This window comes from Type-C symbiont of Plautia stali (genome assembly GCF_059730935.1).
The window spans coordinates 3,984,203-3,999,933 of the sequence record NZ_AP035923.1; the positions used below are offsets into that span (position 1 = coordinate 3,984,203).

At 58.4% G+C, this 15,731-nt stretch carries 14 protein-coding genes and 1 pseudogene; 11 read left to right on the forward strand and 4 right to left on the reverse strand.

Annotated elements, in window-relative coordinates; all coding sequences use genetic code 11:
* Positions 1 to 2 precede the first annotated feature (2 nt).
* Positions 3 to 1,031: an L-threonine 3-dehydrogenase gene (tdh, locus tag AC6I7J_RS18730; protein ID WP_058759416.1), complete on the reverse strand. Its 1,029-nt coding sequence runs from the start codon at positions 1,029 to 1,031 to the stop codon at positions 3 to 5.
* Positions 1,028 to 2,239 carry a glycine C-acetyltransferase gene (locus tag AC6I7J_RS18735; protein WP_058771026.1) on the reverse strand — a complete coding sequence of 404 codons (1,212 nt, stop codon included), beginning with the start codon at positions 2,237 to 2,239 and terminating at the stop codon, positions 1,028 to 1,030. Before AC6I7J_RS18735 ends, tdh begins: the two co-directional genes overlap by 4 nt.
* A 231-nt stretch (positions 2,240 to 2,470) precedes the next feature.
* Here AC6I7J_RS18735 and rfaD point away from each other — a divergent pair, with 231 nt between their 5' ends.
* Genes rfaD through rfaC form a run of 3 tightly spaced genes read left to right on the forward strand, consistent with a single transcriptional unit; the run spans position 2,471 to position 5,438 of the window.
* Positions 2,471 to 3,403: an ADP-glyceromanno-heptose 6-epimerase gene (gene rfaD / locus AC6I7J_RS18740; protein ID WP_021507062.1), complete on the forward strand. Its 933-nt coding sequence runs from the start codon at positions 2,471 to 2,473 to the stop codon at positions 3,401 to 3,403.
* Between the two features lie 17 nt (positions 3,404 to 3,420).
* Positions 3,421 to 4,464: an ADP-heptose--LPS heptosyltransferase RfaF gene (gene rfaF / locus AC6I7J_RS18745; RefSeq protein WP_498006405.1), complete on the forward strand. Its 1,044-nt coding sequence runs from the start codon at positions 3,421 to 3,423 to the stop codon at positions 4,462 to 4,464.
* A gap of 2 nt (positions 4,465 to 4,466) precedes the next feature.
* On the forward strand, positions 4,467 to 5,438 hold the full coding sequence (gene rfaC, locus AC6I7J_RS18750) for a lipopolysaccharide heptosyltransferase RfaC (RefSeq protein WP_498006407.1): 972 nt from the start codon (positions 4,467 to 4,469) through the stop codon (positions 5,436 to 5,438).
* 14 nt (positions 5,439 to 5,452) lie between these two features.
* Here rfaC and AC6I7J_RS18755 read toward each other — a convergent pair whose 3' ends face one another.
* Positions 5,453 to 6,418: a polysaccharide deacetylase family protein gene (locus AC6I7J_RS18755; RefSeq protein WP_498006409.1), complete on the reverse strand. Its 966-nt coding sequence runs from the start codon at positions 6,416 to 6,418 to the stop codon at positions 5,453 to 5,455.
* Positions 6,419 to 6,732: 314 nt separating this feature from the next.
* Between AC6I7J_RS18755 and AC6I7J_RS18760 the strand changes: the two are divergent.
* The 8 genes and pseudogenes from AC6I7J_RS18760 (at position 6,733) to coaD (ending at position 14,902) form a co-directional block, all read left to right on the forward strand.
* Positions 6,733 to 7,857 (forward strand): annotated as a pseudogene (locus AC6I7J_RS18760) (glycosyltransferase).
* A gap of 43 nt (positions 7,858 to 7,900) precedes the next feature.
* Positions 7,901 to 9,022, forward strand: coding sequence for a glycosyltransferase family 9 protein (locus AC6I7J_RS18765; protein WP_058759423.1), 1,122 nt, complete (start codon positions 7,901 to 7,903; stop codon positions 9,020 to 9,022).
* Positions 9,003 to 10,004, forward strand: coding sequence for a glycosyltransferase (locus tag AC6I7J_RS18770; RefSeq protein ID WP_072208994.1), 1,002 nt, complete (start codon positions 9,003 to 9,005; stop codon positions 10,002 to 10,004). Before AC6I7J_RS18765 ends, AC6I7J_RS18770 begins: the two co-directional genes overlap by 20 nt.
* A gap of 73 nt (positions 10,005 to 10,077) precedes the next feature.
* Positions 10,078 to 11,154, forward strand: coding sequence for a putative lipopolysaccharide heptosyltransferase III (gene rfaQ / locus AC6I7J_RS18775; RefSeq protein WP_498006411.1), 1,077 nt, complete (start codon positions 10,078 to 10,080; stop codon positions 11,152 to 11,154).
* Positions 11,147 to 12,280: a glycosyltransferase family 4 protein gene (locus AC6I7J_RS18780; protein ID WP_215480752.1), complete on the forward strand. Its 1,134-nt coding sequence runs from the start codon at positions 11,147 to 11,149 to the stop codon at positions 12,278 to 12,280. Before rfaQ ends, AC6I7J_RS18780 begins: the two co-directional genes overlap by 8 nt.
* An 85-nt stretch (positions 12,281 to 12,365) precedes the next feature.
* On the forward strand, positions 12,366 to 13,640 hold the full coding sequence (waaA, locus tag AC6I7J_RS18785; RefSeq protein ID WP_021507071.1) for a lipid IV(A) 3-deoxy-D-manno-octulosonic acid transferase: 1,275 nt from the start codon (positions 12,366 to 12,368) through the stop codon (positions 13,638 to 13,640).
* Positions 13,641 to 13,643: 3 nt separating this feature from the next.
* Positions 13,644 to 14,420 carry a glycosyltransferase family 2 protein gene (locus tag AC6I7J_RS18790; protein ID WP_058781675.1) on the forward strand — a complete coding sequence of 259 codons (777 nt, stop codon included), beginning with the start codon at positions 13,644 to 13,646 and terminating at the stop codon, positions 14,418 to 14,420.
* Positions 14,417 to 14,902: a pantetheine-phosphate adenylyltransferase gene (gene coaD / locus AC6I7J_RS18795; RefSeq protein WP_021507073.1), complete on the forward strand. Its 486-nt coding sequence runs from the start codon at positions 14,417 to 14,419 to the stop codon at positions 14,900 to 14,902. The genes AC6I7J_RS18790 and coaD overlap by 4 nt, the downstream gene beginning before the upstream one ends.
* On the opposite strand, the gene mutM is transcribed toward coaD, so the two are convergent.
* On the reverse strand, positions 14,903 to 15,712 hold the full coding sequence (mutM, locus tag AC6I7J_RS18800) for a bifunctional DNA-formamidopyrimidine glycosylase/DNA-(apurinic or apyrimidinic site) lyase (protein ID WP_088516674.1): 810 nt from the start codon (positions 15,710 to 15,712) through the stop codon (positions 14,903 to 14,905).
* Positions 15,713 to 15,731: the final 19 nt, after the last annotated feature.

The window sequence follows — 15,731 nt, forward strand, 5'->3', positions numbered from 1 at the left end:
GTTTAATCCCAGCTCAGCACCACTTTGCCTGAACGCCCGGAACGCATCTCGTCGAAGCCCTGCTGGAAGTCGTCGATGTGATAGCGATGCGTGATGATCGGCGTCAGATCGAGGCCGGACTGAATCAGCGCGGCCATTTTGTACCAGGTTTCAAACATCTCACGGCCGTAAATCCCCTTGATAAACAGCCCTTTGAAGATAACCTGATTCCAGTCAATCGACATCTCACCCGGCGGAATGCCCAGCAGCGCAATGCGTCCGCCGTGATTCATCGTCTCCAGCAGGGTACGAAACGCCGGCGGCGCGCCGGACATCTCCAGTCCGACATCAAAGCCTTCGGTCATGCCCAGTTCCGTCATCACCTCGCGCAGATTCTGCTGCGCCACGTTGACCGCACGCGTCACGCCCATTTCACGCGCCAGCCCGAGGCGGTACTCATTGATGTCAGTGATCACCACGTTTCGTGCGCCGACGTGCTTACACACCGCTGCCGCCATAATGCCAATCGGTCCGGCACCGGAGATCAGCACGTCTTCACCTACCAGATCAAACGAGAGCGCGGTATGCACCGCGTTACCGAACGGATCGAAAATCGCCGCCAGCTCGTCGGAAATATTGTCGGGAATTTTGAATGCGTTAAACGCCGGGATCACCAGATATTCAGCGAAGCAGCCCTGACGATTAACCCCGACACCCACGGTATTACGGCATAAATGGGTACGGCCGGCGCGACAGTTGCGGCAGTGGCCACAGGTGATGTGACCTTCGCCCGATACGCGATCGCCAATGGCGAAACCCTTCACTTCCTGACCGATGCCGACCACTTCACCCACGTATTCGTGGCCGGTGATCATCGGCACCGGAATGGTTTTGCGCGACCAGTCGTCCCAGTTATAGATATGCACATCGGTGCCACAGATGGCGGTTTTGCGGATTTTAATCAGCAGATCGTTATGACCGGGCTCCGGCACCGGCGCGTCGTGCACCATCCAGATCCCCTCTTCCGCTTTCAGTTTAGCCAGTGCTTTCATCCGTTGGCTCCTGCAGTGATAACCCCTAACTGTTGTCCGATGCGCGTGAAGGCCGCTACCGCGTGCTCCAGCTGCGCCTGAGTGTGGCCGGCAGAAATCTGCGTGCGAATGCGCGCCTGGCCCTGCGGCACCACCGGATAGAAGAAGCCGGTAACGTAGATGCCTTCCTGCTGGAGCAGACTGGCAAACTGCTGCGCCACTTTGGCATCGCCCAGCATTACCGGAATGATGGCGTGATCGGCACCGGCCAGCGTAAAGCCCGCGGCGGTCATTTTTTCCCGGAAGAAGCGGGCGTTTTCCCACAGCCGCTGCCGCAGCCCATCGCCTTCGTTCAGCAGATCCAGCACGCGCAGCGACGCGGCCACAATCGCCGGTGCCAGCGAGTTGGAGAACAGATAAGGGCGCGAGCGCTGACGCAGCCATTCAACCACCTCGCGTTTTGCCGCCACGTAACCGCCGGACGCACCGCCCAGCGCTTTACCCAGCGTGCCGGTCAGAATATCCACGCGATCCATCACGCCGCAGTATTCATGCGTGCCGCGTCCGCTTGCGCCGACAAAGCCCACCGCGTGCGAGTCATCCACCATCACCAGCGCATTAAACTCATCGGCCAGGTCGCAAATGCCCTGCAGGTTAGCGATCACGCCATCCATGGAGAACACGCCGTCGGTGGCAATCAGCAGGTGGCGCGCCCCCTTGTCACGGGCCTCCTGCAGGCGCGCGCGCAGCTCAGCCATATCATTGTTGGCGTAACGATAGCGCTGGGCTTTGCACAGGCGGATGCCGTCGATGATCGACGCATGGTTGAGCGCATCCGAGATAATCGCGTCTTCCGCGCCCAGCAGGGTCTCAAACAGCCCGCCGTTGGCGTCGAAGCATGAGGAGAACAGGATGGCCTCTTCCATGCCGAGGAACTCCGCCAGCCGGCGTTCCAGCAGCTGATGGCTGTCCTGCGTGCCGCAGATAAAACGCACCGACGCCATGCCGAAACCATGCGTGTCCATGCCGTCTTTGGCGGCCTGAATCAGCGCCGGATGGTTCGCAAGGCCGAGATAATTATTGGCGCAGAAGTTGATCACCGGCGGGCTATTGGCGACGTTGATTTCCGCCTGCTGCGCCGAGGTCAGGGTGCGCTCCTGTTTGAACAATCCGTCCTGCCGCGTTGTCTCAAGCTGTTGCCGGATTTGTGAATAGAACTGATCGGACATGATTCTGCTCCTCAGATAGCAAAATTTTGGCACATATTACTGATCGAAAAGCGAATGGACGACAATTCAGCCAGGGAAATCTCCGTTTTGCAGCATAGTTCACGCGGCGCGCAGGATTTGTGCAGCGCGATCGGCGTCATCTGGCTGTCCGCATCGGGCTGAAATGTTATGATGTTAGGTATTCGTGCGTGAAACCTCCTGTTTCACCCCAACTGTTTAAAGGCAAAGCATATGATTATCGTAACCGGCGGCGCGGGCATGATTGGCAGCAACATTGTGAAAGCGCTCAACGATCGCGGTCATACCGATATCCTGGTGGTGGATAATCTGAAAGATGGCACCAAATTCGTGAACCTCGCGGATCTGGACATCGCGGATTACATGGATAAAGAGGAGTTCCTCACCTACATCATGTCGGGTGAAGATCTGGGTCCGATTGAAGCGGTGTTCCATGAAGGTGCCTGTTCAGCCACCACCGAGTGGGACGGTAAGTACATGATGGATAACAACTATCAGTACTCAAAAGATCTGCTGCACTTCTGCCTCGAACGTGAAATTCCGTTCCTGTATGCCTCATCGGCCGCCACCTACGGCGGGCGTAACGAGAACTTCATTGAAGAGCGCCAGTACGAGCAGCCGCTCAACGTGTACGGCTACTCAAAAATGCTGTTCGACCACTATGTCCGCCAGATTCTGCCGGAAGCGGATTCGCCAGTGTGCGGCTTCCGCTATTTCAACGTGTACGGGCCGCGTGAAGGCCATAAAGGCAGCATGGCGAGCGTCGCGTTCCACCTCAATACGCAGATCAGCAACGGTGAAAATCCTAAGCTGTTCGAGGGCAGCGACAGCTTCCGTCGTGACTTCATCCACGTCGATGATGTGGTGGCGGTCAATCTGTGGTGCTGGGAAAACGGCGTATCCGGCATCTATAACTGTGGTACCGGCCGCGCCGAATCTTTCCAGGAAGTGGCGGATGCGGTGCTGAAGTTCCACCAGCAAGGCCAGATCGAATACATCCCGTTCCCGGACAAACTGAAAGGGCGCTACCAGGCCTTTACGCAGGCGGATCTCAGCAAACTGCGCGCCGCGGGCTATGACAAACCGTTTAAAACCGTTGCGCAGGGCGTGGGCGAATACATGGCCTGGCTGAACCGTCACGCATAAGGAAACCGGCACCGGCGATGAAAATTCTGGTTATTGGCCCCTCCTGGGTCGGCGATATGATGATGTCGCAAAGTCTCTATCGCACGCTGAAACAGGCGCACCCTGAGGCGGTAATTGATGTGATGGCGCCGGCCTGGTGCCGGCCGCTGCTGTCACGCATGCCGGAAGTGAATCAGGCGCTGGCGATGCCGCTTGGCCACGGTGCGCTGGCGCTGGGTGAGCGCCGTCGCCTGGGCAAAGCGCTGCGGGCCAGCGGTTACGATCGCGCCTATGTGCTGCCAAACTCTTTTAAATCGGCGCTGGTGCCGTTTTTTGCCGGCATCAAACGCCGCATCGGCTGGCGCGGCGAAATGCGCTATGGCGTGCTGAATGACGTGCGGGTGCTGGACAAAGCCGCGTTTCCCTTAATGGTGGAGCGCTATGTGGCGCTGGGCTATGACCAGCCGGTTGCGGCGGCAGCACAGTTGCCTCAGCCGCTGTTGTGGCCGCAGCTGCGCGTCGACGACGATGAAAAACGCATGACCGCGGCGCAGTTTGCGCTGTCGGCCGATCGCCCGGCCATCGGCTTCTGCCCCGGTGCCGAGTTTGGTCCCGCGAAGCGCTGGCCACACTATCACTACGCCGCGCTGGCGGCACAGCTGATTGCTGAAGGCTATCAGGTGCTGCTGTTCGGCTCGGCTAAAGATCGGGAAACCGGCGAGGCGATCCTGCAGGCGCTGCCGGACACGGCACGCGCGCACTGCCGCAATCTGGCGGGCGAAACGCAGCTGGAGCAGGCGGTGATTCTGATCGCCCACTGTGCTGCGGTCGTCAGCAATGATTCCGGACTGATGCACATTGCCGCCGCGCTCAACCGGCCGCTGGTGGCGCTGTATGGCCCGAGCAGCCCGGACTTCACGCCGCCACTGTCCCATCAGGCGCGCATCATTCGCCTGATTACCGGCTACCACAAAGTGCGCAAAGGCGATGCCGCAGAGGGCTATCACCAGAGCCTGATTGATATTCAACCGGCACGCGTGCATCAGAAACTCAACGAGTTACTGCATCCGGTGCAGGAGTAACCATGCACGTTTTGATTGTTAAAACCTCGTCGATGGGTGATGTGCTGCATACGTTGCCGGCGCTGACCGACGCGATGCAGGCGATTCCCGGCATTCGCTTCGACTGGGTGGTGGAAGAGAATTTTGCGCAGATCCCCGGCTGGCATCCGGCCGTTGACAAAGTCCTGCCGGTGGCGATTCGTCGCTGGCGCAAACACTGGTTTGGTAGCCAGCAGCGCGAAGAGCGCGTGCAATTCAAACGCGAGCTGCAGTCACGTCAGTACGACGTGGTGATTGATGCCCAGGGGCTGATTAAAAGCGCCGCGCTGGTGACGCGCCTGGCCAAAGGCATCAAACATGGCCAGGACAGCCGCAGCGCACGTGAACCGTTCGCCAGCTGGTGGTATGACAAGCGTCATGAGATTGGTAAGCAGCAGCACGCCGTGGAACGCACGCGCGAACTGTTCGCGAAAAGTCTGGGCTATGAAAAACCGGCCACGCAGGGCGACTATGCCATTGCCGGTCATTTTCTCGCGGCACAACCGCAGGATGGCCAACCGTACCTGGTGTTTCTGCACGCCACAACGCGCGACAACAAACACTGGCCGGAAGATCACTGGCGCCAGCTCATCGCGCAGGTTCAGCCCACTGGCCTGCGCGTCAGGCTGCCGTGGGGCGCCGAACACGAGCACCAGCGCGCGCAGCGGCTGGCAGCAGGGTTTGATCATGCAGAGGTGTTGCCGAAGCTGACGCTGGAGCAGGTGGCGCAGCAGCTGGCGGGCGCCCGGGCAGTGGTCTCGGTGGATACCGGTCTGAGCCATCTGACCGCCGCGCTGGATCGCCCCAACATCACGCTGTTCGGCCCGACCGATCCGGGGCTGATTGGTGGCTACGGCAGGAATCAGCATGCGTTACGGCCCGCACAGGGCAGCAGCAGCATGGCAGACATTCAGCCTGACGACGTGATGGCCATTCTGGCTGAGATCGCGCTGTAACGCGATTGGGCGGCTTAGCGCTGCTGTTGCTTCAGCCGGGCAAACTCCGTGAGCGTCATGCCCTGCGTCCGGGTCGCCAGCCAGCTGAACAGGCCTTCCAGATCGTCATACAGGCGTTCAATATCAGCCTCCGTTTTAAACGTGGGGCTGCCATCTGGCATAAACTCGGATGAATGCAGCATGAACTCCACATAGTCGTTGCCCTGTGCGAGCGTCTTTTCTGCCACCTGTTTCATCTGGGCCAGATTTCCCCCCACCGGACGCAGCCAGTTCACTGAAGGTCCACGCTGCCTGCCGCGGATGCCATTCCACACTTGTTTGAGCTGATTGGTGAACGTGCCATAGCGATACTGAATGCTCATTGGCAGTTCCAGCAGCGGGCTGCCGCCCGGCCTGGAAATATCCTGTTCATCGAGGAAATAAGCGCGATCGGGGAAATGGCTGTAATCCGTTCCGCCCTGTCCCTGCGGTGCACCCTGCGCATTACGCCAGCTCACGCGCGGCGTAACCGAGCAGTCAACCAGATAGCCCTGATCGATCAAGGCGCGGGCGTACACTTCATTAAATGCCCAGCGGCCGGCGCGGTGGCTGGTCATTTTACGCTGAAAAGCGTTCTCCAGCAGATCGGTCATAAAGGCGACTTTATCGCGCAGGACGTTTTCCGGATATTCGATCAGATAAGGTTGGTAACGCCACTCATCGTCGGTCAGCGCATATTCAGGTGGACTGTACCAGGCATGTAAATGCATACCGATTTCGCCCTGACCGCGCGCCAGCAGATCGCACCCGAACTCGACATAAGCCGGGTCACTGGCCATCTCATAGTTGGTCAGCCAGGTCGGTTTAAAAGCGTATTTCTCACACAGCGCCTGGAAGCGCGGTAAAAACCGGACGTTATGGGTAGTGACCTTGCCGCTGCGATTGCGCCACAGGTTATCCCCTTCGGTATCAAGGGTAATTAAAAAGGCAGGTTTTTCCATAACTTATCCGGTGAATTACAGTGTTATAATCGCTATGGTACGCAACGCTCCTGACGGGCGCAAACTTTTCCCATGCGGGTTCAGGGGGAAGTCGATAGCGGTATAAGATTAGTTAAACTAGAATAATTTAAACTCTTCACTGGCCTGAATTTTATCAATTAACCGAGCGCACGTTCGTGTAAAATTACCTGGCCATAAAAATAATTAATTGAATTTTCTTATATTTAGTCCTGATAGCACCGGGAATGATAGCAGCTAAGTCTTTACAGCAGACTGGCATGTAGGGGTAAAAAATTTTGTCGAAACGCATTTTAATGGTGATTGATGGCCTGCCGGGCGGCGGCGCCGAAAAAGTCGTACTGACTCTGGCGGGGGGCTTCCTCAGTCAGGGACACCAGGTTTCGATCTTCTCATTGCGGAAGGTATGTGATTACCCTATTCCGGCTGGCGTGGATTACCAGGTGATTCTTGATCGCTGTAACCACCCGTGGCGCAAGCTGACAGAAACATGGCGCCGCGCGCGCCTGCTGGATCGTGCGGTGCGCGACAGTGAAGCGCGGCACGGCAAATTTGATCTGATCCTCTCTCATCTGCATAAAACTGACCGCATTGTCAGGCAAACGCCGGCGCTCGATGGAGACAAGACCTGGTTCTGTCTGCACGGCGTGTTTTCTGCTTCGTATCTGGCACGTAAAACCGGCTTCTCGCTGTGGCTGAAGCGGCTGAAAATCCGTCACGTTTATCAGGATCGCCAAATCGTTGGGGTTTCGCAGTACGTCATCGACGATATGGTGCAAAACATTGGCGTACAGCCCCGCCAGGCCAAAGTGATCGCCAATCCTTTCGATTTTGACAGCCTCGCCCGACTGGCGGCTGAACCCTGCCCGTTGGCCGGCACCGATTTCCTGGTGCACGTGGGACGCTTCCATGAAACCAAACGCCATGACCGCCTGCTCGAAGCCTATGCCCTGAGTGGCATCACCGCGCCGCTGGTTTTGCTGGGACAGGGAAGCGAAAAAATAACGCAAAAATTGCGTGAGCAGGCGCAGAATTCAGGCATTGCGGAGCGCGTGCGCTTCGAGGGTTTTCAGCGCAATCCGTACCCCTGGATACGGCACGCGCGCCTGCTGGTGGTCAGTTCCGACAGTGAAGGTTTTGGTAATGTGCTGGTCGAAGCCCTGAGCTGCGGCACCCCGGTGGTCAGTACGCGCTGTCCGGGCGGTCCTGTTTCGATCCTCACCGGCGAACTGTCACGCGGTCTGGCAGAGATGAATGCAACATCGCTGGCAGAAAAAATGCGAGAAATTTAGACAACTCCCCCCAGGTTGCAACATCTGGACTTAAGCATTTATAGTTTGAGCGTTGTTTGCCAGCAATACCTGCAGCTTATTCAGGTGGCGGAGACGTCATTTTCAACCACGCAGCACGTTTCAGGTTAACAGGTCCCCCATGACGGTGTGACCGAATCATGGGGATGACTACTTGACGTACGTACTACTGTTTATTCTTTTTTCGCCGGTCAAATGGGTGATGAAGTTTGTTCATGGCCGCACCGGTAAAAATCTGGTGATACAGACCGCTAAAATTGGCGACTATATTAATATCACGCCGTTATTATCCCACCTGGGAAAAAGCGATGCCCTGCTGAGCTATAGTGTCGCCCCGCTGGCTGAACGTGACGCCACGCTGGAGCACATCTGGTATATCGAAGATCACCGCTCCGGTTTGATGAAAAAAATAAAACTGGTGTGGCAGTTGCTCAATCGCTACGACAATATTTATTTGCTGCATCCCACCAATCTCAATTTATTTATTGCCGCCTGCTGCAATGCCAGCAACAAACAATTTCTTTCCAGCTATCGGCGCAAAGGCTATCAGGGCCTGTTTTATTTAACGGCCAGCGGCGTGGTTTATCACGAGAAAAATACCTTAACGCTGGAAAATTACCTGAAACTGGCCGATCGCTCTTTTACCAAAGAGAGTTATCCCAAACATGCCACCCTGCCACTGTGGCAACCGGAAACGCTGCCCGCGGAAATTACGCAGGCGCCGGGCATCCGCATTGGTATTAGCGTAACGGCAGGGAATCAGGCCAAAACCATTCCGCCGTTAATCTGGTGTCGGCTTTTCGACCACCTGAGCGATCTCCCCTGCACTTTTTTTGCTTTCGGCGCACCGAATGAACAATCACGCGTTCAGGAGTTGTTTAAAGTTGCCGGTCAGCGAAACAATCTGGTGAGTCTGGTAGGTAAAATTCCGCTCGAGGCGCTGCCTGCCGCCATTAACGAGATGGATTTCTATATCGCCTCGGATTCCGGCAATGTGTATATTGCCGACGCGCAACAGGTACCGGTGATTTTAATTTATGGTCCCTGCTGCGTAGAGGAGCAAAGGCCGCTGGGTGACGTGCTCTTAATTGGCCCGAACCACATCGCGCCCTCTTCGTTTGTGTTCGCTGCGCAATACAAATTTGCCCATCCGGTTGAACAGCTGTTCGAGCTGGATGAACGCAAGCTAAATGATATCCATGATTTTATCCGCACCCGGCAGCAGCAGCGCCTGGCGCGACGGAACAACGAAGAACATGACAGCGCAGCCCGATAGCTCATCCCCGCTACTCAGTCTCATTATCCCGATGTTTAACGCTGGTGCTGACTTTACCGGCTGTATCAATGCATTGCTGGCACAAACCCTGACGTCGCTGGAGATCATCATTGTTGACGATGGCTCCACCGACGGCTCCGGCGAGCGCGCCGACGCGCTGGCGCAGCAGTACCCACATATCCAGGTGATTCATCAGCCGAACGGTGGCGTGTCGCGTGCGCGCAATGCCGGACTGGCTGTGGCGCGGGGTAAATACGTCAGCTTTCCCGACGCCGACGACACCATGGACCCGGCGATGTACCAGACGCTGGTCGACATGGCGGAGCGCGATCGTCTGGACGCTGCGCAGTGCAACGCCGAGTGGTTTTTCAAGGCCAGCCAGACAATTAAGCCGATGATTCCGCGGGATCGCCTCACCAGCACCGGCGTGTTAAGCGGGCCGGAGTGGCTCGACAAGGCGCTGAAAACCCGGCGTTACCTGCACGTCGTGTGGCTCGGTATCTACCGCCGTGAGCTGATCGAACAGCTTAATCTGCAGTTTGAACCCGGTCTGCATCATCAGGACATCCCGTGGACCACTGAGTTCATGCTCAACGTACAGCGCGTGCGCTACACCGATCGGGTGCTGTATCGCTACTACATGCACGATGCGTCGATCAGCAACCGCAAGCGCACCGGCCAGCACAACGTCGACTATCAGCGTCACTACCTGAAAATCGCGCGCATGCTGGAAGAGATTAATACGCGCTATCGTCACAAGGTGAAGATTTACCCGAGCTTCCACGCGCAGATTACCCGCGAAGCGCTTAGCGTGTGCCACGCTATCCGGCGCGAACCGGACGCCGCAGCGCGCCAGGCAATGATCGCCGATCTGTTTAGCAGCCAGACGCACAAACGCATGCTGCGCAATGCGCGCGGCGCGCGTCAGTGGTATCAGCTGCTGCTGTGGCTGAGCCGCATTTATCGCTGGCGCAATAAATAAGCGCCCGCCGCGGCTTTAACCCCTCCAGGGTTTGCCCTACAATCAGCTCACTGAATTTTGAGATGATTTGAGTATGGCAAGCCCGATTCCAGCCCACTTTGCACCGCAAAATATTTTGCTGATAAAGCTGCGTCATCATGGCGATATGCTGCTGACCACGCCTGCCATCAATGCGCTGCGCCAGCGCTATCCGCAGGCCAACATTGATGTGCTGCTGTACAAAGAGACGCGCCCGATGCTGGAAGCGCATCCGGCGATCCGTCAGCTGCATATCATCGATCGCAACTGGAAAAAGGAAGGCGGCTGGCAGAAGTTTCGCCATGAGCTCGCGCTGGTGCGGGCGGTGCGCGCCTGCCATTACGATGTGGTGATTAATCTGGCCGACCAGTGGCGCAGCGCCATTATTACCGGCCTGTCCGGTGCGCCGGTTCGCATTGGCTTTGCCTACCGCAAGCGCGACAACGCGTTCTGGCGCTGGTGCCATAACCAGCTGGTTTCCACCGACCGTCACCATCAGCTGCACACCGTGGAACAAAACATGACGGCGCTGCAGCCGCTCGGCATTCCCACCGCCGGGGCGACAGCCTCCATGCATTTCAGCGCCGCCGACCAGCAAAAAGTGCAGGACGTCCTCGCTCAGCAGTCGATTACCGGCCCGTTTGTGGTGCTGCAGCCCACCTCGCGCTGGGTTTTTAAGTGCTGGGAAGATGAAAAGGTGGCGCAGCTGATAGATGCACTGGCCGCTGATGGTCGCAGCGTGGTGCTGACCGCCGCGCCCGATCAGAAAGAGCTGGCGATGATCGCCCATATCCAGTCGCTGTGCCGCACGCCGAACGTGGTGTCGCTGGCGGGCCAGCTCTCGCTGCCGCAGCTGGCGGCGCTGATCGACGCGGCACAGCTGTTTATTGGCGTCGATTCCGCACCGATGCACATGGCCGCGGCGCTGCAGACGCCGTGCCTGGCGCTGTTCGGCCCGACCAAGCTGCAGCACTGGCGCCCGTGGGGCGACAATAACCGCGTTATCTGGGCGGGCGACTATGCGCCGCTGCCGTCACCGGATTCGATCAATACCAATACCGAGCAGCGCTATCTGTCTGCCATCCCGGTTGAGGATGTGCTTGCCGCCGCCAGGAGCCTTTTGCATGACTAAGTTACGGCTGGCGATTGTCCGGCAGAAATACCGGCCGGACGGCGGTGCCGAGCGCTTTATCTCACGCGCGCTGGAAGCGCTGGACGGCGAGCAGCTCGATCTCAACATCATTACCCGCAGCTGGCAGGGCACGCCGAACCCGGCCTGGCACCTGCACATCTGCAATCCGGCAAAGTTCGGCCGCATCTCGCGTGAACGCGGCTTTGCCCGCGCGGCGCGCGCCTGCTGGGAGCGGGAAAAGTTCGATATCGTACAGAGCCACGAGCGCATCGCCGGCTGCGATATTTTCCGCGCCGGCGACGGTGTGCATCGCGTATGGCTGGAGCAGCGCGCGCGCATTGTTTCGCCGTGGCAGCGGCTGAGCGCCAGCCTGAGCCCGTACCATCGCTATGTGCTGCAGGCGGAAGCGGAGATGTTCAACGCGCCCTCGCTGAAAGCGGTGATCTGTAATTCGCACATGGTGAAGCAGGATATTTTGCGCCACTTCGCGCTGGATGCCAGCAAAATCCACGTGATTCACAACGCCATTGATAGCCAGCGTTTTCAGCCTGCCAGCGATACGCTGCGTCACGCCGCGCGTCAGCGACTCAACCTGCCGCAGGACGCCACGGTGATGATCTACGTCGGCTCCGGCTTCGAACGCAAAGGGCTAAAGGCCGCTATCGAAGCGGTCGCTAATAGCGATCGCTACCTGGTGGTGGTCGGCCAGGACAAACAGCTGGCGCGCTATCAGCAGCTGGCGAACCAGCTTAACTGTCTTGACCGCCTGCGCTTTGCGGGCGTGCAGCAGGACGTTCAGCCGTTTTATCACGCCGCCGATGCGCTGCTGTTGCCAACCCTGTACGATCCGTTCCCCAATGTGGTGCTGGAGGCGATGGCCTGCGGGCTGGCAATCATTACCAGCACCGGCTGCGGCGGCGCAGAATTTATCACCAACGGTGAACAGGGTTTTGTCTGCGATGCGTTGGATATCAAAGCGTTAAACGAAGCGGTAATCGCAACGCCCGCACTTTCGCTCAATCCGGCGCTGGGCGAAGCCGCACGTCGCAAAATTGAACCTTATGGTCCACAGAGACTGGCGCAGGCACTGACTTCGCTTTATCAGCACGTCCTGCAAACCCGTTGACGAAGTGGTATGAGCAGGCGGTCAGTTTCTGTTAACATGCCGCCTTTCCTGTGTTTTTTGACGCGAACTGGTCGTAACCTTAACTATGACGACTCTCTATACAGCCCTGCTTTATCTGATTCAGCCACTGATCTGGCTGCGCCTGTGGCTGCGCGGTCGAAAAGCACCGGCCTATCGCAAACGCTGGGCGGAGCGCTACGGCTACTGCAGCGGTAAAGTGGCGCCGCACGGCATTGTGCTGCACTCGGTTTCGGTCGGTGAAACGCTCGCCGCCGTACCGCTGGTGCGCGCGTTGCGTCATCGCTATCCGACGCTGCCCATTACCGTGACCACCATGACGCCCACCGGCTCCGAGCGCGCCCAGTCGGCGTTTGGCAAAGACGTGCACCACGTCTATCTGCCGTACGATTTGCCCGGTTCAATCAACCGTTTCCTCGATACCGTCGACCCGCGGCTGGTGATTATCATGGAAACCGAGCTGTGGCCGAACATCATTCGCATTCTGCATCAGCGCCAGATTCCGCTGGTGATTGCCAATGCGCGCCTGTCTGAACGCTCCGCCAGAGGTTATAAAAAGCTCGGCGGTTTCATGCGTGACCTGCTGCAGCGCATTACGCTGATCGCCGCGCAGAACGTTGAGGACGGCGATCGTTTCCTCAGCCTTGGCCTGAAGCGCTCGCACCTGGCCGTGACCGGCAGTCTTAAGTTTGATATCTCCGTTACGCCGGAGCTGGCGGCACGCGCGGTGACACTGCGCCGCCAGTGGGCATCGCGCCGGCCGGTGTGGATCGCCACCAGCACGCACGAAGGCGAAGAGGCCATCGTGCTCGACGCCCATCGCCGCCTGCTGCAACAGTTCCCGGATCTGCTGCTAATTCTGGTGCCGCGCCATCCCGAACGCTTTAAAGATGCCTGCAACCTGACGCAAAAACGCGGCTTCAGCTTTACCCTGCGCAGCAGCGGCGAGATCCCCTCCAGCGCCACGCAGGTGGTGATTGGCGATACCATGGGCGAACTGATGCTGCTGTACGGCATCGCCGATCTGGCCTTTGTTGGCGGCAGCCTGGTGGAGCGCGGCGGCCACAATCCGCTCGAGCCCGCTGCACATGCCATTCCGGTGCTGATGGGCCCGCACATCTGGAACTTCAAAGATATCTGCGCCCGTCTGCAACAGGCGGAAGGGCTGATTACCGTTACTGATGTGGTGTCGCTGGAAAAAGAAGTGGCGAACCTGCTGCAGGATGACGATTATCGCCGCTACTACGGCCGCCACGCGGTAGACGTGCTGCACCAGAATCAGGGCGCACTGCAGCGTCTGCTACAGTTACTCGAACCGCATCTGCCTCCACGAGCTCATTAACGCATGTCGCAACGCCAACGTCTTTCCGTGGTGATGATCGCCAAAAACGAAGCTGAACTCCTTCCGGAGGCGCTGGCTTCCGTCAGCTGGGCAGATGAAATCATTCTGCTGGATTCGGGCAGCAGCGATGCGACCATCGAGGTGGCACGCGCGCACGGTGCGCAGGTCTATCACGCAGACGGCTGGGCCGGCTTTGGTAAGCAGCGTCAGCGCGCCCAGGCCTTTGCCAGCGGCGATATGATTCTGATGCTGGATGCTGATGAACGGGTTACGCCAGAACTGCGCCGCGCCATTGAGCAGGTGCTGACACAGCCACCCAGCGATAAGGTTTACAGCCTCGGGCGCAGTAATCTGTTTCTCGGCCGCTTTATGCGCCACAGCGGCTGGTATCCCGACCGCGTGCTGCGCCTCTATCCGCGCCATCTGCGCTATAACGACAATCTGGTGCACGAATCGCTGGAGACGCAGGGCACGCCGGTGGTGGCGCTGCCGGGTGATTTGCAACACCTGACCTGCCGCGACCTGATCGCCTTCCAGCGCAAGCAGATGAACTATGCCGAAGCCTGGGCGCAGGAGCGCTTTCAGCGCGGCAAGCGCTGCAGTATTCTCTCTGTTTTCAGCCACACCGCAGGCGCGTTTATTAAGACGCTGCTGCTGCGCGCCGGTTTTCTCGATGGTAAACAGGGCTGGATTCTGGCGGTGGTCAACGCACAATACACCTTTAATAAATACTCGGCGCTCTGGGCGCTGCATCACACCTCAACACAGGGCCGCGTATGAGCACTAAAGCGATTTATCCCGGCACGTTTGACCCGATGACGCTGGGCCATCTGGATATCGTCACGCGCGCAGCGCAGATGTTTGATCGCATCGTGCTGGCAATCGCCGCCAGCCCGAGTAAGAAGCCGCTGTTTAGCCTTGATGAACGTGTCGATCTGGCGCGCCAGGTTACGGCCCATCTGCCAAATGTTGAGGTGGTTGGCTTTAGCGATTTGATGGCGAATTTTGCCCAGGCGCAGAACGCGAACGTGCTGGTGCGCGGTCTGCGTGCGGTATCGGACTTTGAGTATGAACTGCAGCTGGCGCACATGAATCGTCATCTGCTGCCCACGCTGGAGAGCGTGTTTCTGATGCCCTCCGAAGGCTTCTCATTTGTCTCGTCGTCGCTGGTCAAGGAAGTGGCGCGTCATCAGGGTGACGTGCAGGCATTTCTGCCTGCCGTGGTGCATCAGGCGCTGCTGGCGAAGCTGGCGCAGCCGTAATCAGTGCTGGCAGCGTGGACACCAGAAGGTGCTGCGCTGACCGTGTTTACCGCTGAGGATCGGCGTACCGCAGGCGCGACAAGGCTCGCCGGTGCGGCCATACACCTGCAGCTGCTGCGCAAAATAGCCTGGCTTACCGTCGGTCTGCAGGAAATCACGCAGCGTAGTGCCGCCCTGCTCAATCGAACGCAGCAGTACGGCTTTGATGGTGTTCGCCAGCAGTTCCGCTTCCGCTTCACTCAGGCTCATCGCCGGACGATCGGGTAAGATCCCGGCGGTAAACAGCGATTCGCTGGCATAGATGTTCCCCACGCCCACCACCACTTTGTTATCCATCAGCCACTGCTTGATCACCGTGCGTTTGCCGCGCGACTTTTCATACAGATACCCGCCGCTGAAGGCATCGCTCAGCGGTTCCGGACCGAGGTGCGCCAGCACGCTGCTGCCTTCCGGATCGGTAGTCCACAGCCAGGCGCCAAAACGCCGCGGATCGGTATAGCGCAGCACTTTGCCATTGCTCATCACCAAATCGACGTGGTCGTGCTTCGCAGCCGGCAGTTCGCCGGGCAGGACGCGCAGGCTGCCGGACATGCCAAGATGAATGATGATCCAGCCGTGCGGCAGCTCCAGCAGCAGATACTTGGCGCGGCGCTGTACGCTGAGCACCGGCTGGTCGCTCAGCGCGTGGATTTCATGGGAAACCGGCCAGCGCAGACGCGGATTGCGCACAATGGCATGCAGAATGGTTTCTCCCACCAGGTGAGGTTCTATACCGCGTCGGCTGGTTTCTACCTCAGGTAATTCAGGCATCTCATCTCCTCAACGTAGC

Excerpts from the sequence above, each read along its gene's own strand:
- coaD (WP_021507073.1), top strand. The coding sequence starts at position 14,417 with ATGAGCACTAAAGCGATTTATCCCGGCACGTTTGACCCGATGACGCTG.
- AC6I7J_RS18770 (WP_072208994.1), top strand. The coding sequence starts at position 9,003 with ATGACAGCGCAGCCCGATAGCTCATCCCCGCTACTCAGTCTCATTATC.
- tdh (WP_058759416.1), bottom strand. The coding sequence starts at position 1,031 with ATGAAAGCACTGGCTAAACTGAAAGCGGAAGAGGGGATCTGGATGGTG.
- rfaF (WP_498006405.1), top strand. The coding sequence starts at position 3,421 with ATGAAAATTCTGGTTATTGGCCCCTCCTGGGTCGGCGATATGATGATG.
- rfaD (WP_021507062.1), top strand. The coding sequence starts at position 2,471 with ATGATTATCGTAACCGGCGGCGCGGGCATGATTGGCAGCAACATTGTG.
- AC6I7J_RS18755 (WP_498006409.1), bottom strand. The coding sequence starts at position 6,418 with ATGGAAAAACCTGCCTTTTTAATTACCCTTGATACCGAAGGGGATAAC.
- waaA (WP_021507071.1), top strand. The coding sequence starts at position 12,366 with ATGACGACTCTCTATACAGCCCTGCTTTATCTGATTCAGCCACTGATC.
- mutM (WP_088516674.1), bottom strand. The coding sequence starts at position 15,712 with ATGCCTGAATTACCTGAGGTAGAAACCAGCCGACGCGGTATAGAACCT.
- AC6I7J_RS18735 (WP_058771026.1), bottom strand. The coding sequence starts at position 2,239 with ATGTCCGATCAGTTCTATTCACAAATCCGGCAACAGCTTGAGACAACG.
- AC6I7J_RS18790 (WP_058781675.1), top strand. The coding sequence starts at position 13,644 with ATGTCGCAACGCCAACGTCTTTCCGTGGTGATGATCGCCAAAAACGAA.
- rfaC (WP_498006407.1), top strand. The coding sequence starts at position 4,467 with ATGCACGTTTTGATTGTTAAAACCTCGTCGATGGGTGATGTGCTGCAT.
- AC6I7J_RS18780 (WP_215480752.1), top strand. The coding sequence starts at position 11,147 with ATGACTAAGTTACGGCTGGCGATTGTCCGGCAGAAATACCGGCCGGAC.
- rfaQ (WP_498006411.1), top strand. The coding sequence starts at position 10,078 with ATGGCAAGCCCGATTCCAGCCCACTTTGCACCGCAAAATATTTTGCTG.